Annotated in this window: 22 protein-coding genes; 12 read left to right on the plus strand and 10 right to left on the minus strand. The window is 37.1% G+C overall.

The annotated features are described in order from the left end of the window. The first annotated feature begins 138 nt into the window (after positions 1–138). Positions 139–1,122, plus strand: a complete 984-nt coding sequence (locus tag ABLB96_RS09345) for an ion transporter (protein WP_348897577.1) — start codon at positions 139–141, stop codon at positions 1,120–1,122. 27 nt (positions 1,123–1,149) lie between these two features. Here ABLB96_RS09345 and ABLB96_RS09350 read toward each other — a convergent pair whose 3' ends face one another. Next, complete coding sequence (locus ABLB96_RS09350; RefSeq protein ID WP_348897575.1) at positions 1,150–2,349, minus strand: MFS transporter; 1,200 nt, start codon at positions 2,347–2,349, stop codon at positions 1,150–1,152. A 227-nt stretch (positions 2,350–2,576) separates the two neighbouring features. Between ABLB96_RS09350 and ABLB96_RS09355 the strand changes: the two genes are divergently transcribed. Next, entirely contained in the window at positions 2,577–3,005 is a 429-nt protein-coding gene (locus ABLB96_RS09355; RefSeq protein WP_348897573.1) for a hypothetical protein, read from the plus strand. A gap of 263 nt (positions 3,006–3,268) precedes the next feature. Beyond that, positions 3,269–4,189 (plus strand): LysR family transcriptional regulator, encoded by a 921-nt coding sequence (locus tag ABLB96_RS09360; protein ID WP_348897571.1) that lies wholly within the window; start codon positions 3,269–3,271, stop codon positions 4,187–4,189. A 65-nt stretch (positions 4,190–4,254) separates the two neighbouring features. On the opposite strand, the gene ABLB96_RS09365 is transcribed toward ABLB96_RS09360, so the two are convergent. Next, the gene (locus ABLB96_RS09365) at positions 4,255–4,707 is read right to left on the minus strand and encodes a DUF441 domain-containing protein (RefSeq protein ID WP_348897569.1); all 453 of its coding nucleotides are present in this window, start codon (positions 4,705–4,707) and stop codon (positions 4,255–4,257) included. 254 nt (positions 4,708–4,961) lie between these two features. On the opposite strand from ABLB96_RS09365, the gene ABLB96_RS09370 reads away from it, so the two are divergent. Together ABLB96_RS09370 and ABLB96_RS09375 are read left to right on the plus strand one after the other, a co-directional pair. Next, positions 4,962–5,180, plus strand: a complete 219-nt coding sequence (locus tag ABLB96_RS09370) for a hypothetical protein (protein ID WP_348897567.1) — start codon at positions 4,962–4,964, stop codon at positions 5,178–5,180. 103 nt (positions 5,181–5,283) lie between these two features. Next, entirely contained in the window at positions 5,284–5,988 is a 705-nt protein-coding gene (locus tag ABLB96_RS09375) for a pseudouridine synthase (RefSeq protein WP_348897565.1), read from the plus strand. Here the strand turns inward: ABLB96_RS09375 and ABLB96_RS09380 are convergent. The 3 genes from ABLB96_RS09380 to ABLB96_RS09390 all read right to left on the minus strand — a co-directional run bounded on the left by ABLB96_RS09380 (position 5,981) and on the right by ABLB96_RS09390 (position 7,850). Then, the gene (locus tag ABLB96_RS09380) at positions 5,981–6,424 is read right to left on the minus strand and encodes a GNAT family N-acetyltransferase (RefSeq protein ID WP_348897563.1); all 444 of its coding nucleotides are present in this window, start codon (positions 6,422–6,424) and stop codon (positions 5,981–5,983) included. The genes ABLB96_RS09375 and ABLB96_RS09380 overlap by 8 nt on opposite strands. Positions 6,425–6,521: 97 nt before the next feature. After that, the gene (locus ABLB96_RS09385; protein WP_311069709.1) at positions 6,522–6,830 is read right to left on the minus strand and encodes a type II toxin-antitoxin system RelB/DinJ family antitoxin; all 309 of its coding nucleotides are present in this window, start codon (positions 6,828–6,830) and stop codon (positions 6,522–6,524) included. Positions 6,831–6,941: 111 nt separating this feature from the next. Next, the gene (locus ABLB96_RS09390) at positions 6,942–7,850 is read right to left on the minus strand and encodes a pseudouridine synthase (protein ID WP_348897561.1); all 909 of its coding nucleotides are present in this window, start codon (positions 7,848–7,850) and stop codon (positions 6,942–6,944) included. A gap of 119 nt (positions 7,851–7,969) precedes the next feature. Here ABLB96_RS09390 and tsaE point away from each other — a divergent pair, with 119 nt between their 5' ends. The 5 genes from tsaE to ABLB96_RS09415 all read left to right on the plus strand — a co-directional run bounded on the left by tsaE (position 7,970) and on the right by ABLB96_RS09415 (position 12,936). Next, positions 7,970–8,443: a tRNA (adenosine(37)-N6)-threonylcarbamoyltransferase complex ATPase subunit type 1 TsaE gene (gene tsaE / locus ABLB96_RS09395; protein ID WP_348897560.1), complete on the plus strand. Its 474-nt coding sequence runs from the start codon at positions 7,970–7,972 to the stop codon at positions 8,441–8,443. Further along, positions 8,436–10,388, plus strand: coding sequence for a DNA mismatch repair endonuclease MutL (gene mutL / locus ABLB96_RS09400; protein WP_348897558.1), 1,953 nt, complete (start codon positions 8,436–8,438; stop codon positions 10,386–10,388). The genes tsaE and mutL overlap by 8 nt, the downstream gene beginning before the upstream one ends. 6 nt (positions 10,389–10,394) lie before the next feature. Further along, positions 10,395–11,339, plus strand: a complete 945-nt coding sequence (miaA, locus tag ABLB96_RS09405) for a tRNA (adenosine(37)-N6)-dimethylallyltransferase MiaA (protein ID WP_348897557.1) — start codon at positions 10,395–10,397, stop codon at positions 11,337–11,339. A gap of 94 nt (positions 11,340–11,433) precedes the next feature. Next, complete coding sequence (gene hfq, locus ABLB96_RS09410) at positions 11,434–11,946, plus strand: RNA chaperone Hfq (RefSeq protein ID WP_348897555.1); 513 nt, start codon at positions 11,434–11,436, stop codon at positions 11,944–11,946. A 132-nt stretch (positions 11,947–12,078) separates the two neighbouring features. Further along, entirely contained in the window at positions 12,079–12,936 is an 858-nt protein-coding gene (locus ABLB96_RS09415; protein ID WP_348897554.1) for a DMT family transporter, read from the plus strand. A 39-nt stretch (positions 12,937–12,975) separates the two neighbouring features. Here the strand turns inward: ABLB96_RS09415 and nfsB are convergent, their stop codons facing one another. Beyond that, a complete protein-coding gene (gene nfsB / locus ABLB96_RS09420; RefSeq protein WP_348897552.1) occupies positions 12,976–13,629 on the minus strand; it encodes an oxygen-insensitive NAD(P)H nitroreductase in 654 nt (217 codons plus the stop codon). Positions 13,630–13,769: 140 nt separating this feature from the next. Between nfsB and ABLB96_RS09425 the strand changes: the two genes are divergently transcribed. Continuing rightward, on the plus strand, positions 13,770–13,991 hold the full coding sequence (locus tag ABLB96_RS09425) for a hypothetical protein (protein ID WP_348897550.1): 222 nt from the start codon (positions 13,770–13,772) through the stop codon (positions 13,989–13,991). Here the strand turns inward: ABLB96_RS09425 and ABLB96_RS09430 are convergent. Next, complete coding sequence (locus ABLB96_RS09430) at positions 13,988–14,707, minus strand: UDP-2,3-diacylglucosamine diphosphatase (RefSeq protein WP_348897549.1); 720 nt, start codon at positions 14,705–14,707, stop codon at positions 13,988–13,990. The genes ABLB96_RS09425 and ABLB96_RS09430 overlap by 4 nt on opposite strands. A gap of 15 nt (positions 14,708–14,722) precedes the next feature. Then, the gene (locus tag ABLB96_RS09435; protein ID WP_004700945.1) at positions 14,723–15,232 is read right to left on the minus strand and encodes a peptidylprolyl isomerase; all 510 of its coding nucleotides are present in this window, start codon (positions 15,230–15,232) and stop codon (positions 14,723–14,725) included. Positions 15,233–15,399: 167 nt separating this feature from the next. Here ABLB96_RS09435 and ABLB96_RS09440 point away from each other — a divergent pair, with 167 nt between their 5' ends. After that, on the plus strand, positions 15,400–17,127 hold the full coding sequence (locus ABLB96_RS09440; protein ID WP_348897548.1) for a glutamine--tRNA ligase/YqeY domain fusion protein: 1,728 nt from the start codon (positions 15,400–15,402) through the stop codon (positions 17,125–17,127). A gap of 719 nt (positions 17,128–17,846) precedes the next feature. On the opposite strand, the gene ABLB96_RS09445 is transcribed toward ABLB96_RS09440, so the two are convergent. Both ABLB96_RS09445 and ABLB96_RS09450 read right to left on the minus strand, forming a co-directional pair. Then, positions 17,847–18,569 (minus strand): glutamine amidotransferase, encoded by a 723-nt coding sequence (locus ABLB96_RS09445; protein ID WP_348898457.1) that lies wholly within the window; start codon positions 18,567–18,569, stop codon positions 17,847–17,849. Between the two features lie 229 nt (positions 18,570–18,798). Continuing rightward, positions 18,799–20,310, minus strand: coding sequence for an aldehyde dehydrogenase family protein (locus ABLB96_RS09450; protein ID WP_348898456.1), 1,512 nt, complete (start codon positions 20,308–20,310; stop codon positions 18,799–18,801). Positions 20,311–20,356: the final 46 nt, after the last annotated feature.

Raw genomic sequence — 20,356 nt, forward strand, 5'->3', positions numbered from 1 at the left:
AATATAATTAGAAAATATGAAATATTCTTTATGATTGTTTAGTTAATACAATTAATAAAATATTTTATTAGTCACTATAGTGGTGAATTTACGTGTGTGAGCTTAATATATGTTCAATATATTGTGACTTAGATCCGTATGCGAATTTTAGCTTGGAAGGCATTACGTCAGTTCTTCTATAACAATCTTCATAATCATGATTATGAAACAGTCGTGAGCAGATGCATCAACTACTTCTTGGTTTTTTTAATTATTGGTAATGTAGTTGCTGTATTGCTAGAAACAGTAAATGATCTGTATTACAGCTATCGTATATGGTTTGATTACTTTGAAAATATTTCAATCACGATTTTTAGTGTTGAATACCTCTTACGCCTCTGGAGTGTAGTAGAGCGTGATCCTACACAAGGTGCATGGAAGCAGCGTTTAGCGTGGATGAAAAGCGGGGAGGCATTAATTGATCTGATGGCAATTTTGCCAGCGTATTTAAATTTCTTTGTACGAATAGATCTTCGTATGTTAAGGATACTAAGATTATTTCGCTTACTAAAGTTAACTCGTTATTTTATCTCTTTACAGATATTGCTATGCGTAATTAAACGAGAAAAAGGTTCCTTTCAGGCAGTGATTTTTATTTTAATCATTATGATTATTATGACTGCTTCGGGTATTTATGTTGTTGAAAATAAAGCTCAACCGGAAGCTTTTAGTTCTATTCCTAAAGCAATGTGGTGGGCAGTTGTTACCTTAACTACAGTTGGCTATGGTGATGTTACGCCTGTGACGAGTTTAGGAAAGTTATTAGGCGCTTTAATTACAATTTTAGGCGTGGGTATCGCAGCTTTGCCCGCTGGTATTTTAGCTTCTGGTCTAGCAAATGAACTTAATCAACGTAATCAGCGTCTCGAACAAGAGTTCCGAGAGTTACTTCAAGTGCGTGGTATTGATATTCTGCATGATGAAGTTGAAATAGAACGTATTAGGCAAAAGGTGGGATTACCAAAAGAACAAGCACATAATCTGATTATTCAAATTATGCGCGAAAAGGTGTTAGAAGAAAAAGAGTCAGTAAGAGAGAAGAAGTGTTATTGTCCACATTGCGGTGAAAAGCTAACAGATTAATATTTCACTAAGAAAGCCTGACGAGAATCAGGCTTTCTTAGTTGTTTTTTCTACAGCAAATGCAATGAGTAAGATAATAAGACCACCAAGACTTAGTACAAAACCTACCCAGATCGGTGCAATCCACCCCATTTGATGACTCAGAACCCAACCTCCTAAAAATGCACCTAATGCATTGGCTAGATTAAAGGCAGAGTGATTCAGTGAAGCTGCTAGCGTTTGAGCATCACCTGCCACATCCATTAAACGTGTTTGTAAGGCTCCACCTAATCCCATCACAGTAAGTCCGATTAAGAATAAAGAGGCGATTGCACTATAAATATTACTCATTAAGAAGCTTGCAATAACAAAAGCTATAGCTGAGCTAATGAGTACACCAACAATAGTTTTATTGAGATTTTTATCTGCAAGCCAACCTGCTGTTAAACCACCAATCACCATTCCAACACCCCATAGGGCTAAAGCAATAGGTACAATTTCAATATTAACTTTTGTGTATTCAGTTAAAATTGGTGAAACATAGCTATATACAGAGAACATTCCTCCAAAGCCAATAGCACCAACTGCAAGGGTTAACCACATGTTTATATTTTTAAGGCCGGCTAATTCGGTTTTTATACTAGCGGTGGCTTGAACTGGAATATTTGGAACAAAGCAACCAACAGCAATTAAAGTTAGAAAGGCAATGGTTGCTGAAAATTCAAAACCTGCTCTCCAACCAAAATGTTGGCCTAACCATGTTGCTAAAGGTACTCCAATAACAGTCGCAACAGTTAAACCCATCATCATTTGAGCAACAGCAGAAGCTCTTCGTGAAGGCCCAGCTAGTTCAGCCGCGACTAGAGCACCCACTCCAAAATATGCGCCATGAGGTAAACCTGCAATAAAACGAGAAATTAAAACAGTTTCAGGTGTATGCGCTAAAGCTGTACAAGCATTAGCAATACCATAAAAAAGCATTAAACCAAGTAATAGCGTTTTTCTAGGCACTTTTGCACCAAGGATGGCAATGATTGGAGCCCCAATAACAACTCCTAACGCATAAGCACTAATAAAATGGCCAGCTTCAGGTACTGTAATATTTAAGTTGTGCGCAATTTCCTGAATAAGTCCCATTGCGACAAATTCTGTAGTTCCAATACAGAAACCACCTACTGCAAGTGAGAAAATTGCTAAAAAGAGAGAATAATGTTGTGGTGTAGAGTGAGGAGATCGGGGTGAAGCCATAATAAGTTAAAAGAAGACTCAAAAAATGAAAGTATAAGGGAAAAGAGATTAAAATAATAAAAAACTCAAATATTGAGAGCATGTTTGCATATCTCAGCCAAAAATATTTTTATCTTTATTTTGAATGGTTTATCGAAATTATTTAATAAATTGTATATGATAAGTCAGTAATACTTTAGGCATTACAATAAGTTGTATACATATTTAAAAAATAGAGAATCTAAATCGTGAGAAAATTAAGTATTGCCTGCCTTATGGGGGTGGTTATGTTATCTATGTCTGGTTGCTCAGTCTTTATGGCGGGGAATCAACCAAGTAAAAAAAATTTAAATGTTTTAAATCCGGGTAGTTCGCGTAATTATGTTATTGCTGAGTTGGGAGCGCCTGTACTTTCTGAATATCGTGATGGTACAAGAGTCGAAATTTATACTTTCCAGCAAGGCTATCCAAAATGGGCGAAAGTAAGCCGTGCATTTGGACATGGTATAGCAGATGTTGCTTCATTTGGATTGTGGGAAGTATTTGGAACACCAACTGAAGCATATTTTAGTGGGAAAGAAACTTCTTACGAAGTAATGTACGGACAAGATGACTTGGTAAAAAGCTTTAAACTTATTGATTTTGACCAAGCATTTCCGAAAGCAAAAGTACAATGATGATATGAAAAGGGCCGTTAGGCCTTTTTCTTTATATGAACGAAAAAAATTTATTCTAAAAGAAATCATTGCTTTAAGAAAAGGTGAGTTCATTTACCTTAAAAGTAATTCAATAAAATACAAGTTGAGACATATTAATTAATATTATGATAAGATGAATACTATTCATTAATGAAGATTTATCTAGGCTGACTCTATTGATTCATAAATAAGAGATCAGTTCCAAAATTTATGGATAAATCTATTTGTTTAGGCTTTTGCCCATGTTAGAAATTCGCCATCTTAAAACTCTAGTTGCTTTACGTGAACACGGTTCACTTGTTGCCGCAGCTAATGACCTGTGTTTAACACCGTCTGCTATTTCTCACCAATTAAAAGAATTAGACCATTGGTATGGAGTAGAAGTGGTTAACCGTAGAAGTCGGCCTGTAAGTTTTTCTAATGTGGGACAGCGCTTACTCAAGTTAGCTGATGATGTATTGCCGCAAATTCAGATCACTCAGAGTGATATTACTCGTATTGTGCATGGGCAAACAGGCAGAATTATTTTTTCTTCTGAATGTCATAGCTGCTTCGACTGGTTAATGCCTTTGCTTAATCAATATCGTCATCAATATCCGGATGTAGACTTAGATTTTGCTTCAGGCTTTGAAGCGAATCCGCATGAACTTTTACAAAATGGTGAGTTTGATTTACTCATTACCGCTGATCCACTTGCATTAAAAGGGATCGAATATTTTCCAATTTTTGAATATGAATCGCGTTTGGTTCTATCTAACACCCATCGCTTGGTTCGTGCTGAAAATATTACAGTTCAGGACTTGGCAGAAGAAGTTTTAATTACTTATCCAGTGGATAAGCACCGTTTAGATATCATGTCGAAACTCTTTATACCTGCAAATATACAACCTAAACAAATAAGAACCACCGACCTTACTCAAATGCTGATTCAGCTTGTAGCAAGTGGCCGAGGGATTGCTGCTTTACCTGATTGGGTTGTGAATGAATATGAACAAAAGGGCTGGGTAACAAGTCGACGTTTAGATTGTGTTTCACCAACAGGCCTAAGACGGACTTTATATGCAGGCTATCGAACTGAAGAAAAAGAGAAGAGTTATTTTGAAGGTTTCTTAAAACAGCTTGAGAAATTTTCTTTAAAACGGACGTCTTATTATTCAGGCTAAATACATTCGTTTAGCCTAAGTTTTGATTAAAAAGTACCAGAAGTCGCCTTATTAATTTCGGATATTTATTTGCCTATAAATAGCGAAAGTAGACCAGCTGCAATAAGGGGACCCACTGGTACACCACGTAATAAAGCAACACCTGCAACTGTACCAATAAGTAAGCCTGCAACAACATCAGGTTGGGTTGACATAAGTTTCACACCACGGCCACCTAACCACGCAACTAATAGCCCAATTGCGATAGCAACAAGTGATTTAAAACTTATAAAGGATTTTAAAATACTTTCTCCACTCAGCTTACCGCTCGCAATGGGGGTAAGTACTCCAATGGTTAAAATAAGTATGCCTAAATTAAGTCCATGAGCCTGAATATAAGGAAAAAACTGATTTAAAGGCGTAATTTTAACGACAATGAGCACACCTGCGGCAACGGTTACTGCTGTATTTTGACTTAGTAAACCACAAATAAGCAAAACTAATAAAACAACTAAATTCACATCAAATTGGGCGAGCATGAGAAGCAGCAGGAAAAGCAAATAATTTGAATTGTATAATAATTGAGAGCCAAAATGTGAGAGCTTGCAAAATTGTAGAATACGAGAGGTGTAATTTTTAATAGAGGCTTTAATGTATATGACTCAATGATAAGGAGTTTTATTTCTAAGTTACGCTTGGAAACAATGTTATATAAATTAACAACTTAAAAAATATTTTTTCCGAAAGGTATGCTATAAAAATAATGACTACTCATGGGTACAGGAACACTTTTATGGATATTATAGATATCAAGATTAAAGATCAGTTCGATCAAATTCATGATGCAAAAGCTCAATTGAAGAAAAATTTGGTTGAACATGAAAATGAACCTTTAAAGCTAAGTCAACGCATTGAACATATTATTGTAGATAATGAGATTATTTTGCCCACAACCGAACTATTATTTGAAAGTGAACAGAACGAAAAGATTTATCGCATCATTGAAGAATAAACTAAGAATATCGAAGTTAACTGCATAGATAGTAAAGCAATTGGTCATAAAGCTCTGAAACTACGTTAAAATGATGGCTTCGTTTTTTTGAAGAGAAAGCACTATGCTGCTGGAAAAAATTTTACAATCACAAGGGTTCGGCTCACGTAAATATTGCCAGCAGTTAATAAAAAATGGTTCTGTAAGTATTGATGGAGAGGTGGTGAGTGATCTCAAAAAACAATTCTCTCTGGAAAATTTTGAGTTTTCTGTATTTGGGGAAACTTATCAATATCGAGAAAAAATTTATATCGCTTTAAAAAAACCACAAGGTTTTGAATGCTCACACGATCCTCAGCATCATCAAAGTGTTTTTAGCTTATTGCCAGAAATGATGATTCAGCGCGGTGTACAGGCAGTTGGACGTTTAGATCAGGATACAACAGGACTACTTTTACTCACCGATGACGGTAAATATCTACAAGCGTTAACTCATCCACGTAAACATGTGCCAAAAGTTTATCATGTTACGACTATAGATCCGGTGACTCCTGAACAAATTGAAATGCTGACAAACGGCGTTAATTTACATCAGGAAAAAGGCTTATTTGCAGCTACAGATGTGGTGATGCTTGATACTCACCAATTAACAATGACTATCCATCAAGGTGTTTATCATCAAGTAAAACGAATGATTGCAGCCGTAGGTAATAAAGTCGAAAGGTTACATCGACATCAAATAGGTCAATTGGTTTTACCTGAAATTGAGGAAGGGGATTGGATATATTTATCTGAACAACAAAAAAAGCTTGCTCAAAATATTACTTAAGAAAACAATGAAAAGTCTGAAATTCACTGTCTCGAATAAATCCCATTTGTTCATAGAGACGGTGAGATTCATGATTGTTGGTTTGAGTCTCGAGGCTAATTCGTAAAGCATTTTCTTGTTTTGCAAATAAGATTGCAGTATCAATAAGTTGTTTGGCTGAACCCTGCCGACGGAACATTGGAGTGACATATACGTCATCTAAGATGTAATACGTTGAGCAAGCAACTGAAGAAAAACCTAAATAAAGAAGGACAAAACCAGTAATTTTTTCATCTTTAATATGAATAAAAAATACACTTTCTTTATTTTCAAAACGTTGTTTTAAAAAAAGATGCGATTCTTCAAGATTAGAAGATGCGCCATAAAATTGACGATATTCATCAAATAAAACAGCGAGTTGACTTAAATCTTCGTAGGTCGCTCGTCTAACAATCATTGGGCGCTCCTTTTAGTTATCATTATGTTTTTACAAAAAGAGCATAACTAAAAAAGAAGCGAATTGACGTTAAAACTTGTTTAAAAATGCAACACTGTTAAGTTTTGTCACTTTCACCTAAAAGAGCATTTAACTCTTCAAATAAATCTTCGTGATCATCATCTTCATTTAAAGTTGAAGAATTCTGATTTAATGAAGACGCTTTCGCTTTTCTCAGTTTTAATAATTGTTCCATATTAATATTCTGATTTTCGATAGCAAAAGGAATAGATTTAGTTAAGACGACTTGTTTGAAAAACAGTCGCACTGCTTGGGCAGGGGTAATCCCCAATTGTTTAAAAACAGCAAAAGCCTGTTTTTTCTCTTGGGAGTCAAGTCGAACCTGATAAACTTCTGTTTTTCGCATGAATAACAAAACCAAATGATTTTTAATTTTTAGGAATTTATTTTAAACCATCAGAATGTAATTTCAATGTCTTTGAGCATAAAAAATAATCTTTTTGTCATTACGGTGTGATTACAGTGTCAATTCAAATGTGGAATTGAAAACCATTTCCTGTTTTGTGATTGGGTCTATAAAAGAAATTTGCTTCGCTAAAAGCTGTAATGGCTGGGAAAAATCATGATCAGCCTTATGCCGAACTATTGGATAAAACGAATCATTTTTAATCGGAATTCCCAAATGATTTAAATGAACGCGGAGTTGGTGTTGTTTTCCGGTAGTGGGGGTTAAACAATATTTAGCCCAACTTTGGTTATGTTCAAGCAACTCAATTTTTGTTTCTGTATTGGTTTTACTCTGGCTAATAACGCGCATTGTATAAAAGGGTGTGCCTTTATCTAGATATAGTTTAAGAGTCTGAGGAAATTTTAATTCAGGTTTGTATTGTGCAATTGCATGATAAATTTTATGAACTTGACGATCTGCAAATAACTGTTGATAAATCCCGCGTGACTGCGGTCGTTTGCAAAATAAAACCACTCCGGCAGTTTCACGGTCTAATCGATGGATTGGAGTTAAAAACTCATTGTTAGTTTGCTTTTTTAATCGAACCAATAGTGTTTCTTGTACATATTGTCCTGTTGGGCTAATCGTTAAAAAGTGAGGTTTATCTACAACGAGCAAGTCATCATTTTCAAATAAGACCCGATGCTCAAATGGAACATGGGTTTCATAAGCAAGAAATCGATAATAAAAAATATGGGTATTTGCGATGTAGGGGGTATCTAAAGTTAGTTTTTCGCCGTTTGCCGAATAAATAAGACCATCTTGAAAGCGTTGCTGCCACTCAGTTACTTTTATATGAGGAAAATTTTCGCAGAGAAATTGATAGATGGTTTGAGCATCGGTTTGGGATGGAAGATAGACTTGGCTTGCGCTTACGCCATCAATCATTGGTGGGAAAAATTCAATCGGACTAGACATAAAAGAGTGTCAATATTGCATAAATGTGATGTAAAAAAGGCCAACTTTAAGGACTTAAGTAGGCTTTAAAGCAGGGCAATGGTATCATATCGATTATTTTGAATCATGTTATGTGTGTTATGTCGTATTCATTGAAAATAGTTTTAAATCATGAAGAAGATACCCAGCGTTTAGCTCAGGCATTGGCGCAACATGTTCAAGCCGGAGTGATTTATCTCATTGGTGATTTGGGTGCCGGTAAAACGACATTGACCCGTTATTTTTTGCAGGCTTTGGGGCATACAGGCTCGGTTAAAAGTCCAACTTATACATTGGTTGAACCATACAAAATCAATAATAAAGAAATTTTTCATTTTGACTTATATCGCTTAAATGATCCGTATGAACTTGAATTAATGGGTATCCGTGATTATTTAGATATTACCGATGCACTTTTTTTATTTGAGTGGCCATCGAAAGGCGGAGATGAAATTCCAGAGGCGGATATTATTATTGATATTCAAAAGTCAGATGATGAACTCAATCGTTTTGTGACCTTAACTTTGCCAACAGAGCATTTGTATCAAACTTTGCAGGAAAAGCTTCATGACTGATGAAAAGCTAACACAACGTCGTATTCATACATTAGACGCAGCGTTAGCCAACCAGATTGCTGCTGGTGAGGTGATTGAACGCCCTTCATCGGTTGTAAAAGAATTATTAGAAAACTCAATTGATGCAGGGGCAACCGAGCTCATTGTGCGGATTGCACAAGGCGGTTCAACACTGATTGAAATTATTGACAATGGGCATGGGATTCATCCTGATGATTTGTCATTGGCAGTTATGCGTCATGCAACCAGTAAAATTAAAACAGCAGAAGATCTACATGCGATTGTCAGCTTAGGTTTCCGTGGCGAAGCACTTGCGTCTATTGCGGCGGTTTCGCGTTTGACTTTAACCAGTAGCCAAGATGAAAGTGGCATTGGTCATCAGGTTGAAGTAAATGGTACGGCATTTGATCATCAGCAAGTACAGGCTGTTGCCGCACAAAAAGGGACACATATTCGAGTTCAGGACTTATTTTTTAATGTTCCTGCACGCCGTAAATTTTTAAAGAAGCCAACCACCGAGTTTGGGCATATTGAAGAAATTGTACGTCGTTTAGCTTTAACGCATTTTGATATACGTTTTGTACTTGAGCACAATGACAATATTCGAATTAATTTACCGATAGCAGATAGCGGTGAATTAAGATTTCAGCGTGTCCAGCAATTATTGGGTCAACAGTTTGTTCAAAATGCGTATTGGATAGATGCACAAAGTATTAGCATGCGTTTATCAGGGTGGTTAGGACATCCTTCAGATGCACGTGCCCAAGCAGACTTACAATATGTTTATGTAAATGGCCGGATTGTTAAAGATAAGACTATCTCGCATGCTTTAAGAATGGCTTATGACGGAATTTTACATGGTCATCAACATTCATCTTATTTACTTTTTTTAGAAGTTGATCCTGAAAATATTGATGTTAACGTTCATCCAACGAAACATGAGATTCGTTTTCTAAATCAACGTGAAGTGCATGAGTTTGTCAGACATTACGCAAAAGACACTCTAGCTCAATTTCAGACGGCTAGTGCAGATTTAGCACAAGCTATGAAAGTTGATGAAGCTCAGAATGCTTCTGTACAACCTCAACCTAAATATCAAGAACAATTTTCATTGCACCGTACAGAGCAAGCTTCCGATACGGTAGTAGACAAGCCAAATAATTATCAGCCCTCTACTGAACTTTTAACTGTTTTTAATGCCAGCCGTCCGCAAGCTGTTCACTATGCAGATCAGTCACCAAAATATAATGGTTCTACTCAATTAAATAATGCGTTAAAGACCTACTTAGCGCCACTACGTGACCAAACTGCTAATGCCTCAGTTGATGAGAATATTGAACCTGTCGCTAAAGTGGATGAATTTCCATTAGGTATTGCAATTGCTCAGCTTCATGGAATTTATATTCTGGCGCAAAATACCGAAGGCCTCATTATTGTTGATATGCATGCAGCCCATGAGCGTATTTTATTGCAACAAATGAAAAATGCTTGGGATAAACCTGAGTTTTGGACATCTCAGCAGTTGCTTATACCTAAAGTAATTTCAATTAGCCGTATGCAGGCTGTTCGGGTTGAGGATTTAAAACCTCAGCTTGAGCGCTTAGGTTTAGAAATTGATTTATACGGTGATGAGCAAGTTATTGTGCGTGGCGTGCCAGCTATTTTACAAAAAGCAGATTTTGAAAACCTTATTCCAGAGCTTTTAAATGATTTAGACCCAAATGATGAAGCTCAAGGGTTATTACAAAAACGTGATGAGTTATTAGCAGGAATGGCCTGTCATGGTGCAGTGCGGGCACATAGGCAACTCAGTCTTTCAGAGATGAATGCTTTATTACGCCAAATGGAGCAGACTGAATTTGCCAGTCAATGTAATCATGGCCGTCCAACTTGGCGCGCATTTCCATTATCTCAACTAGATAAATTATTTGCTCGAGGAGAGTAGTTTTACATGTCAAATCAATTGCCCGTCATCAATTTAATGGGACCGACTGCAAGCGGAAAAACCGCTTTGGCATGTGAACTATATGAGCGTGGAAATTTTGAGTTAATTTCAGTTGACTCTGCACTTGTTTATAAAGATATGGATATCGGTACTGCGAAGCCAACGCGTGAAGAACAAGCATTATATCCCCATCATTTGATTGATATTATTACTCCACTTGAAGTCTATTCAGCAGCGCAGTTTGTTGAAGATGCTTGTGTTTTAATTGACGAAATGCATTCGCGTGGTAAAACGCCTATTTTGGTAGGAGGAACCATGTTGTATTTCAAGGCACTCCTAGAAGGTTTATCGAGTAATTTGCCAAGCGCAGATGCAAGTGTTCGTGCAGCAATTGAAGAAAAAGCATTAAATGAAGGGTGGCAAGCCGTTTATGATGAACTTGTAGCGGTCGATCCTGCTGCGGGTGTGAAGTTTAAGGTTTCAGATAAACAAAGAATTATTCGGGCACTTGAAGTTTATCGTATTACAGGTGAACCAATTACCAAATTACAGGCAGAACAACCCAAAAATGTACCATATCGATACATATTTCATAACTACGCCTTACTTCCAGATCGGTTAGAATTACATCAACGCATTGAGCAAAGATTAAGCAAAATGTGGGGTATCGGTTTTTTGAGTGAAGTTGAATCTCTAATTGAAAAATACGATTTAGATGAAAATTTACCCTCTATGCGTTCAGTTGGTTATCGACAAGCTCTAGAATTTCTATTAAAAAGTGATATGAGTCTCAAAAAAAAGCAGGAAATGGAGGATAAAGCCTTATTTGCAACACGACAACTTGCCAAACGTCAATATACGTGGTTACGTTCTTTGCAAGAAATACACGATTTTAAAACTTACTTGACGATAAAGCAGGCGAAAGAAGACTTGCGAAACTCTTATGGATAAAGCAAAATTTGCACACTGTCTTTTTATAATTTTTAGTTGAAAAATAAAGATAGTTTTTTTGCGCTGATTTAAAAATTTTTTTTTGGAGTTAAAAATGTCTAAAGGTCAAACTTTACAAGATCCGTTCTTAAATTCTCTCCGTAAAGAACGTATCCCAGTTTCTATTTTCCTTGTTAACGGTATTAAATTACAAGGTCATATTGAATCTTTTGACCAATATGTTGTTTTATTAAAAAATACTGTAAGTCAAATGGTTTATAAACACGCTATTTCTACGGTTGTTCCAGCTCGTAACCCACGTCCAGCAGGTGCACAAGGTGCAGGTTTCCCAGCTCAGGGTGGTAGTCAAGGTGGCTTCGGCGCTCAAGGTACAGGCTTCGGCGGTGCTCAAGGTGGCGGCTTCGGTGGTCAAGGCGGCTTCGGTGGTCAAGGCGGCGGCTTCGGTGGTCAAGGTGGCTTCGGCGGTCAAGGCGGCTTCGGCGGTCAAGGCGGCGGCTTCGGTGGTCAAGGTGGCTTCGGTGGTCAAGGCGGTTTCGGCGGACACCAAGGCGGTTTTGATGGCGATTCTAAATTTGAAGATGGTCAAGAAGACGAAAATAATCGTTAATTGATAATCATAAAAAAACCAGTCAATTTATGACTGGTTTTTTTATGGCTTTAAAATATAAAAAGTAATTTAAACGCCCTTCAGTTGGTCTCGTTTTCTTAAAATTTAGGTTAGTTAATAGGTTCTTTGCGAATGATATTAATATTTGCTGCTGCATTGTGCAGTGTTCTGGTTTCTGTGCTATTAAAAAATTTAAAGAAAAGGGGATATCAACCCATGCAGATGATTGCATGGAATTATGCAAGTGCTAGCCTTTTATGCTACTGGTGGTTTAAACCTGATATACAACATATATCTATACAAAATACACCGTGGTGGTTAATTGCCGCTTTAGGGATAATTTTACCCAGTATTTTTCTATGCCTTGCCAAATCATTAGAGTTTGCAGGTATTGTAAAAACTGAGATCGCGCAACGACTCTCAGTCGTACTCTCACTATTAGCTGCTTATTTATTTTTTCAAGAGCAGTTCAACTCTCTTAAATTATTGGGAATAGGTTTAGGCATTTTTGCTGTTCTTTTTATTTTATTTGGCCAGTTTAAGGTATCTTCTGGACATCAATCAAAAAAAGCAATTATTGCTTTGATGAGTGTATGGTTCGGTTATGCAGCGGTCGATATCTTATTAAAATATACGAGTAGTTTGGGTTTACAGTTTACTTTGACGCTCAATCTAATTTTTATTACTGCATTTATTTTATCAATCATTTATTTGCTCATCCAAAAAAAGGCTGCGTGGCAATTCAAAACTACTCTCGCAGGATTAATGCTTGGCGTACTGAATTTTTCCAATATTGCACTGTATGTTAAAGCGCATATTTTACTTAAAGACTCGCCAGCAATTGTTTTTGCAAGTATGAATATTTTGGTGGTATTACTTGGAATTGTATGTGGAGTGGTTCTATACAAAGAAAAATTAAAACTACCAACAGTTTTAGGAACTATTTTAGGAATAAGTGGCTTGGTGTGTTTAGCCCTTGCAATGAAATAGGAGTTCAAAAGAATACTCTTTTGAACTCTGCTCAACTTTTTATAAATGCGTAAAAATAACTTCATCAGGCAGACGAGATTTTGGCAACTTAGCATTAAAATCATTTTCGCTTCTGTATCCAACTGAAACAATTACAGAACTACGTAGACCTTTTTCTTTTAAGCCAAACTCGTCATTTAAAATATCTTCATCAAATCCACCCATTGGGGTTGCATCAATCCCTTCGAGGCCAGCTGCAAAGAGTAGTTGTCCTAAGGCAATAAAGGTTTGATTTTCCATCCAGCCAAATAGGTTTTTTTGCTCATTACGATAAAACTCGACATAACCGTGACGAGTATCTTTTTGACCGAGCTTTGCTTTTTCGTCTTTAAATCGGCCGCTTAAATCATCTTGTTCAAGTAACTGGTTTAAAAATTCTGGTGAAATATCGGTTCTTGTACAAAAGACAAGGGTATGTGATGACTCGAGAACTTTAGGTGCATTGTAGGCATATCGCCCTGTTAAAGCCTTTGCAATGCGTTCTTTTGCTGCAAGATTGTCTGCAACCAAGAAATGCCAAGGTTGGATATTTACTGAAGAGGGGGTAAAACGTAAAACTTCTAATAATTTGTTGAATTTTTCTTGAGGGATTTTTTTTTCAGGATCATACGCTTTCGTTGTATAGCGACTTTTAACCGTATTTAATAAGTCCATGCATTTACTCCATATCAATCTTATTACAATGGAAAGGCTTTCATCTTTGGAATCATACGCGATTTTAGAAAAAAACATCTGCATTTTAATGTGATAAAGAAATACAATACTTATATAAATTTTTTACTAATTTATTGAAAATGTTTGAATTAATACCAATTAATCGAAAAAGTAAGCTGCGAGAAATTAGAGTGGTTAAAGTTTTTCTAATTTTTGCATTTGTATTGTGTCTTTTAATTTTATATATCGAATATCAAAAATATGGACATATAAACTGGAAATTTGTATTCATTACCTGTCTATGTGTAATCTGGGATTTTGATTTAAATAAACAAGTTAAACATTTGAAAAATAATAATTAATAATGCCAATCAGTTAGTTTGATTTGTTGCGTATGTGAAGAGGGATCAAGTTCTAAAATTTGTGCATGATCTTCTTTCCAATCACCTAGCACAATCCGTTGTTTGTATTGTACTTCATGAATAGCTGGACGGTGAGTATGGCCATGAATAAGTATGTCGACATCTTTTATGGCAGAGAGAACGGCTTGTCCATTCACATCCATAATCTCATAACTTTTTTGTTGCTTGTCCGAGTGACTTTTTTTACGAAAACCATTGACCAGTTTTGTGCGAAAACTTAAGGGTGTTCGACGTAAAAAGGCAACTAAAAGGGGATTACGAATAATTTTTCTAAATCTTTGATAGGAAATATCATCAGTACATAACGCATCGCCATGTTCTAGACGATATTGGTGGCCCGCGATATTAAGATAATAAATATCTGGAAGTAATACACCATTAAATTTATTAAGGAAAACCTGATTTAAAGCAAAGTCACGATTACCGACTTGAAAGTAAACTCGATTACCTTTTTGATTAAAGGTTTTTAAAGCTTCAACAATTTCATCGAGCCATGGTGCTGAATAATCATCACCAATCCAGGCGTTAAACCAATCACCTAAAATAAAGAGCTGTGTTTGCTTATTTTGATAATGTACCAACAAATCTAAAAACCCTCGAACGAGTCGAGGGTGTTCAGGTGACAAGTGTAAATCTGAAATAAACAGATAGGTCACAGCGTAATCCTAAAATTATTCAGAAATAATTTTAGCAGATTCGATCACAACGTTTTCTAAAGGAACGTCAGCGTGATAACCACGGTTACCTGTACGAACACCTTTAATTGCTTCTACTACGTCCATACCTTCAACAACTTTACCGAATACAGCATAACCCCAACCTTGTGCAGTTTTAGAAGTATGGTTCAAGAAAGAGTTGTTTTTTACGTTAATGAAGAATTGCGCAGAAGCAGAATGAGGCGCTTGAGTACGTGCCATAGCAATCGTACCAACATCATTGCTTAAACCATTGTCAGCTTCGTTTTCAATCGCATCGCGAGTTGCTTTTTCTTTGAAGTTTTCATCCATCCCGCCACCTTGGATCATGAAACCATCAATGACACGGTGGAAAATAACGCCGTCATAAAAACCGTCACGTACGTATTCTAAAAAGTTTGCTACTGTTTTTGGTGCTTTTTCAGTATTTAGTTCAAGAACAATACGACCTTTATTGGTGTTTAATTCGACTTGAGGAAAACTCATTACATTAATCTCCTAAACATGGGCTTATGACCATGGGTTTTTGGTTGAGAGAAGCATAAGCAAACTGTAAACTACAAGGCAAGTAAAAAACGTTAAAATCTTTGTGAAAAATGAAGATAGCGTTTATTTTTTCGAAATTTTATCTACAAAGAAGTGATTGATACACTATGAAGCCTAATGATGTTGTCTCGAACCTGCCAAACAACCCGACACCGAATACTCATGCCTCTGTCGATTCTACGCAGCAAGAACAACAGGCTGGATTAGATTTTGTTCGCCAAGTCATTACTGAAGATTTGGCTACGGGACGTGCAAAACAAATCGTAACGCGTTTTCCGCCAGAACCAAATGGTTATTTACATATTGGCCACGTAAAAGCAATCTGCCTAAACTTTGGTGTTGCAGAAGAGTTTGATGGACTTTGTAACTTGCGTTTTGACGATACAAACCCAGATGCAGAAGAACAAGAATATGTTGATGGTATTGCCAATGACGTGAAATGGCTTGGTTTTAACTGGAACGGCGAACCACGTTATGCGTCTGGTTATTTCGATCAACTTTATGCATGGGCAATTCAGTTGATTGAACAAGGTGATGCATATGTTGATTTGCAATCTCCTGAAGAAATTAGATTAAACCGCGGTAATTTTGTTGAGCCTGGTAAAAATTCTCCATATCGCGATGCTTCTGTAGAAGAGAACCTTGCTCGCTTTGAACAAATGCGTAGTGGTGAGCTAAAAGAGGGTGAAGCTGTTCTACGTGCCAAAATTGATATGGCAAGCCCGAATGTGCATATGCGTGATCCAATTTTGTATCGTGTTTTACATTCAGAGCATCACCAAACTGGTGATAAGTGGAAAATCTATCCAATGTATGACTATGCTCATCCATTGTCTGATGCAATCGAAGGGATCACTCATTCACTTTGCACATTAGAGTTCCAAGATCACCGTCCGTTTTATGACTGGATTGTTGAAAAAGTTAAATCTAAAGCAGTTCCGCACCAATACGAATCTTCTCGTTTAAACGTAGACTACACGATTACCTCTAAACGTAAATTACGTAAGTTGGTTGAAGGTGGCTATGTTAATGGGTGGGATGACCCGCGTATGCCAACGGTTGTGGGTATGCGCCGTCGTGGTTTTACACCAGAAGGCTTACGTGATTTCTGTAAACGCGTAGGCGTATCTAAAACTGACGGTATTGTAGATGTTGCAATGCTTGAGTTCTGTATTCGCCAATCTTTGGAAAATACAGCTGCGCGTGGTATGGCCGTTTTAAGCCCGCTTAAAGTGACTTTAACTAACTTACCAGAAGATATGGATCTTACACATGCTCGTCATCCTAACGTGGATATGGGTGATCGTGTAATTCCTTTAACTAAGGAAATCTATATTGACCGTAAAGATTTTGAAGAAGTACCTCCTAAAGGCTTTAAGCGCTTAACTACCGATGGTGAAGTGCGTTTACGCCATGCTTACGTCATCAAGTGTGATGAAGTCATTAAGGATGCAAATGGTGAAGTGGTTGAATTGAAGTGTTCAATTGACCCTGAAACTTTAGGTAAGAACCCTGAAGGCCGTAAAGTAAAAGGCGTGATTCACTGGGTATCTGCAACAAAAGGTATTCCTGCTGAAGTACGTATTTACGATCGTTTATTTACTGAAGCGGCGCCTGATGCAGATGATGACTTCTTGGCAAATCTTAATTCTGAATCATTGAAAGTGGTACAAGCTGTCATTGAGCCTGCTTTAGCTCAAGCGAGTCCTGAAGACCGCTTCCAGTTTGAACGTGAAGGTTACTTTGTTGCAGACCAATACGATCACACTCCTGAAAAACCAGTGTTCAACCGTATTCTTGATTTAAAGGACAGCTTCAAACCTGAGAAAAAGTAAGAGATTGCTTATCTCTTACTTTTTCGCAAGACGAACAACATGTTGTGAGTAGACAGTAGAGATTACTTATCTCTTACTTTTTCGCAAGACGAACAACATGTTGTGAGTAGACAGTAGAGATTACTTATCTCTTACTTTTTCGCAAGACGAACAACATGTTGTGAGTAGACAGTAGAGATTACTTATCTCTTACTTTTTCGCAAGACGAACAACATGTTGTGAGTAGAGAGCAGAGATTACTTATCTCTTACTTTTTCGCAAGACGAGCAACATGTTGTGAGTAGATAGTCGAGATTACTTATCTCTTACTTTTTCGCAAGTCGAGCAACATGTTGTGAGTAAATGTGAGATATTAAAAAAGCCCAACTGTTAGGTTGGGCTTTTTTCTCGGAGGTCTTCTCATATATTCTTTTTCTTTATGATCCCACTTCCTGGGCAAACTAGCTTAGGTAGGATTAATCACATAAAAATAAAGAACTAATATTATGAAAAGAAGAGTTGAAAGCATGAGATAGGTGTTAACCGTATTAAAGCTTTTAATAAACTTCCAGATATCCATAGTAAATCAGCGTATATTTTATGTTACAAATTAATAATACACTGAAATTTTCATAAAATGTTCTTAAAAATAGAATATAGACTTATCTTTGAGTAAAAAATAATCAAATAATATCCAGTGATAAAGGGGCAGATTTAGAGTAGTTTAAAAACTGCTTAATCTATGAACTATAACCAATTCTTTTTAAGAATTTTTGAATTATTTCAAATGCAGCTTGTTCAAGTGCTGAGGCATATTCGATATTTTGCTCACGTAACTGATGAATTGAGATTCCAGCATGATGAAGCTCACAGGTGTGACCAATAAGCCATTTTTCGAAATTCTCTTGAGTAGTCTCAATATGGAATTGTAGGGCAAGAATATTGTTACCAACTTCAAAGGCTTGATTGGTATAAACGTCTGAACTTGCTAGAAGCACCGCATTTTCTGGAAGGTCAAAAGTATCACCATGCCAATGTAGAACATGAATATTATTGAGCAAAGCAGATAAAACCTGATTAGAACGTAAACTTAAGCTCAGTGGCCCCCAGCCAATTTCTTTTTGATGACCTGCATATACTTTCGCACCAAGTGCGTGTGCAATCAGCTGTGCCCCTAAACAAATACCTAATGTAGGTTTATCAGCAGCCAAGCGTTGTTTCAGTAAGGCAATTTCATCTTTTAAAAATGGGTAATCTTCAGTTTCATAAACCCCGATAGGGCCGCCTAAAATAATAGTTAAACCATCATGTACAAAAGCAGGAGTTAAATCATCTACACCTGCTTCAAAGTAACGGACCCGAAACCCAAGTTGATAAAAAACATCTTCTAATGAACCTAAGTCTTCAAAAGCAAGATGCTGAACTGCATAAATGGTTTTAGGGAAGGCGTTTGTTGTGCTCATACAAATGATTCATAGAAGATCAATATGTGGAGTATAGCGGTAAATATAAAGAAGAAAATATCCAGATAAATCGTCAATACCTAAAAATTGCTATTTTTCGTTAAGATCGATTTCTTATGCATCAATATTCTTTGCATGTAGCTCAGGGCATAATAAAGCCAGTAATCTAAATTACTGGCTTTATATTAAAGTTCTTACTTCATTTTATTGTAGATAGATTAGTATCAACTTAGAAGAAGCCCATTGGTTTGGTTGAATAACTCACCAACAAGTTTTTGGTTTGTTGGTAATGATCTAGCATCATTTTGTGGTTTTCACGGCCAATACCAGACTTCTTGTAGCCGCCAAATGCAGCATGAGCAGGGTAGATGTTATAGCAGTTTGTCCAGACGCGGCCAGCTTCAATTGCACGACCAGCACGATAAGAAATATGGGCTGAGCGTGACCAAACGCCTGCGCCTAAACCATACATAGTGTCATTTGCAATTTTAATTGCATCATCAAAGTCTTTAAACGTTGTTACGGCAAGTACTGGCCCAAAAATTTCTTCTTGGAAAACTTGCATGCTGTTGTGACCTTTAAAAATAGTTGGATCAACATAGAAACCATCGCCTACTTCTTTACGGCCACTACCACCCAGTAGGAGTTCTGCGCCTTCTTCGCGACCCGTATTAATACAACGCAAAATTTTCTCTTGCTGTTGCAAAGATGCTTGAGCGCCAATCATGGTTTCAGTATCGAGAGGGTGACCAGTCTTAATACGTTTTACACGCTCGACAGCCATCTCTAAGAACTGATCAGCAATACTTTCTTGTACTAAAGCACGAGAAGGGCAAGTACATACTTCACCTTGGTTTAAGGCAAACATGGCAAAACCTTCTAACGTTTTTTCTAAGAAGTCATCTTCTTTATCCATGATATCTTCAAAGAAAAGGTTCGGTGATTTTCCGCCAAGTTCTAACGTGACTGGAATAATATTTTCGGTTGCATATTGCATCACCATTTGTCCAGTTTGGGTTGAACCTGTGAACGCGATTTTTGCAATACGTGGGTTTGTCGCTAACGGGCGGCCAACTTCTGCACCGAAACCATTGACAATATTAAGGACACCCGGCGGTAAGATATCTTGAATAAGTTCAGCAACCAGCAAAATACCCACTGGTGTTTGCTCAGCTGGTTTAATCACAACGCAGTTACCAGCGGCTAAAGCAGGAGCAAGTTTCCATGCTGCCATTAAAATTGGGAAGTTCCATGGAATGATTTGACCAACTACACCGAGTGGTTCATGGAAATGATAGGCAATGGTGTCTTCATCAATTTCAGAGATACCGCCTTCTTGGGAACGAATACATCCAGCGAAATAACGGAAATGGTCAATCGCAAGCGGAAGGTCAGCTGCTAAAGTTTCACGAACTGCTTTACCGTTATCCCAAGTTTCTGCAACAGCAAGCATTTCAAGATTTGCTTCTAAACGATCGGCAATTTTTAAAAGTATATTAGAGCGTACTGTTGGTGAGGCTTTGTTCCATGTTGCTTTGGCTTTATGCGCGGCATCTAGAGCAAGTTCGATATCTTCGGCACTAGAACGCGGAATGCGTGTGAAAGCTTTTCCGTCCACAGGAGATACATTGTCAAAATATGCACCCTTTACAGGTGCAACCCATTCACCGCCAATAAAATTTTCATATTGTGACTTGAATTGAACTTTTGAGCCTGGTTGATTTGGATCGATATAGCGCATATAAATATTCCTTTGCTTTTATTAGGACTAAAGACTAACAAGAACC

This window comes from Acinetobacter sp. XH1741, from assembly GCF_041021895.1.
Taxonomy (GTDB): Bacteria; Pseudomonadota; Gammaproteobacteria; order Pseudomonadales; family Moraxellaceae; genus Acinetobacter.

Excerpts from the sequence above, each read along its gene's own strand:
- ABLB96_RS09345 (WP_348897577.1), top strand. The coding sequence starts at position 139 with ATGCGAATTTTAGCTTGGAAGGCATTACGTCAGTTCTTCTATAACAAT.
- ABLB96_RS09350 (WP_348897575.1), bottom strand. The coding sequence starts at position 2,349 with ATGGCTTCACCCCGATCTCCTCACTCTACACCACAACATTATTCTCTC.
- ABLB96_RS09360 (WP_348897571.1), top strand. The coding sequence starts at position 3,269 with ATGTTAGAAATTCGCCATCTTAAAACTCTAGTTGCTTTACGTGAACAC.
- ABLB96_RS09365 (WP_348897569.1), bottom strand. The coding sequence starts at position 4,707 with ATGCTCGCCCAATTTGATGTGAATTTAGTTGTTTTATTAGTTTTGCTT.
- ABLB96_RS09370 (WP_348897567.1), top strand. The coding sequence starts at position 4,962 with ATGGATATTATAGATATCAAGATTAAAGATCAGTTCGATCAAATTCAT.
- ABLB96_RS09375 (WP_348897565.1), top strand. The coding sequence starts at position 5,284 with ATGCTGCTGGAAAAAATTTTACAATCACAAGGGTTCGGCTCACGTAAA.
- ABLB96_RS09380 (WP_348897563.1), bottom strand. The coding sequence starts at position 6,424 with ATGATTGTTAGACGAGCGACCTACGAAGATTTAAGTCAACTCGCTGTT.
- ABLB96_RS09385 (WP_311069709.1), bottom strand. The coding sequence starts at position 6,830 with ATGCGAAAAACAGAAGTTTATCAGGTTCGACTTGACTCCCAAGAGAAA.
- ABLB96_RS09390 (WP_348897561.1), bottom strand. The coding sequence starts at position 7,850 with ATGTCTAGTCCGATTGAATTTTTCCCACCAATGATTGATGGCGTAAGC.
- tsaE (WP_348897560.1), top strand. The coding sequence starts at position 7,970 with ATGTCGTATTCATTGAAAATAGTTTTAAATCATGAAGAAGATACCCAG.
- mutL (WP_348897558.1), top strand. The coding sequence starts at position 8,436 with ATGACTGATGAAAAGCTAACACAACGTCGTATTCATACATTAGACGCA.
- miaA (WP_348897557.1), top strand. The coding sequence starts at position 10,395 with ATGTCAAATCAATTGCCCGTCATCAATTTAATGGGACCGACTGCAAGC.
- hfq (WP_348897555.1), top strand. The coding sequence starts at position 11,434 with ATGTCTAAAGGTCAAACTTTACAAGATCCGTTCTTAAATTCTCTCCGT.
- ABLB96_RS09415 (WP_348897554.1), top strand. The coding sequence starts at position 12,079 with ATGATATTAATATTTGCTGCTGCATTGTGCAGTGTTCTGGTTTCTGTG.
- nfsB (WP_348897552.1), bottom strand. The coding sequence starts at position 13,629 with ATGGACTTATTAAATACGGTTAAAAGTCGCTATACAACGAAAGCGTAT.
- ABLB96_RS09425 (WP_348897550.1), top strand. The coding sequence starts at position 13,770 with ATGTTTGAATTAATACCAATTAATCGAAAAAGTAAGCTGCGAGAAATT.
- ABLB96_RS09435 (WP_004700945.1), bottom strand. The coding sequence starts at position 15,232 with ATGAGTTTTCCTCAAGTCGAATTAAACACCAATAAAGGTCGTATTGTT.
- ABLB96_RS09440 (WP_348897548.1), top strand. The coding sequence starts at position 15,400 with ATGAAGCCTAATGATGTTGTCTCGAACCTGCCAAACAACCCGACACCG.
- ABLB96_RS09445 (WP_348898457.1), bottom strand. The coding sequence starts at position 18,569 with ATGAGCACAACAAACGCCTTCCCTAAAACCATTTATGCAGTTCAGCAT.
- ABLB96_RS09450 (WP_348898456.1), bottom strand. The coding sequence starts at position 20,310 with ATGCGCTATATCGATCCAAATCAACCAGGCTCAAAAGTTCAATTCAAG.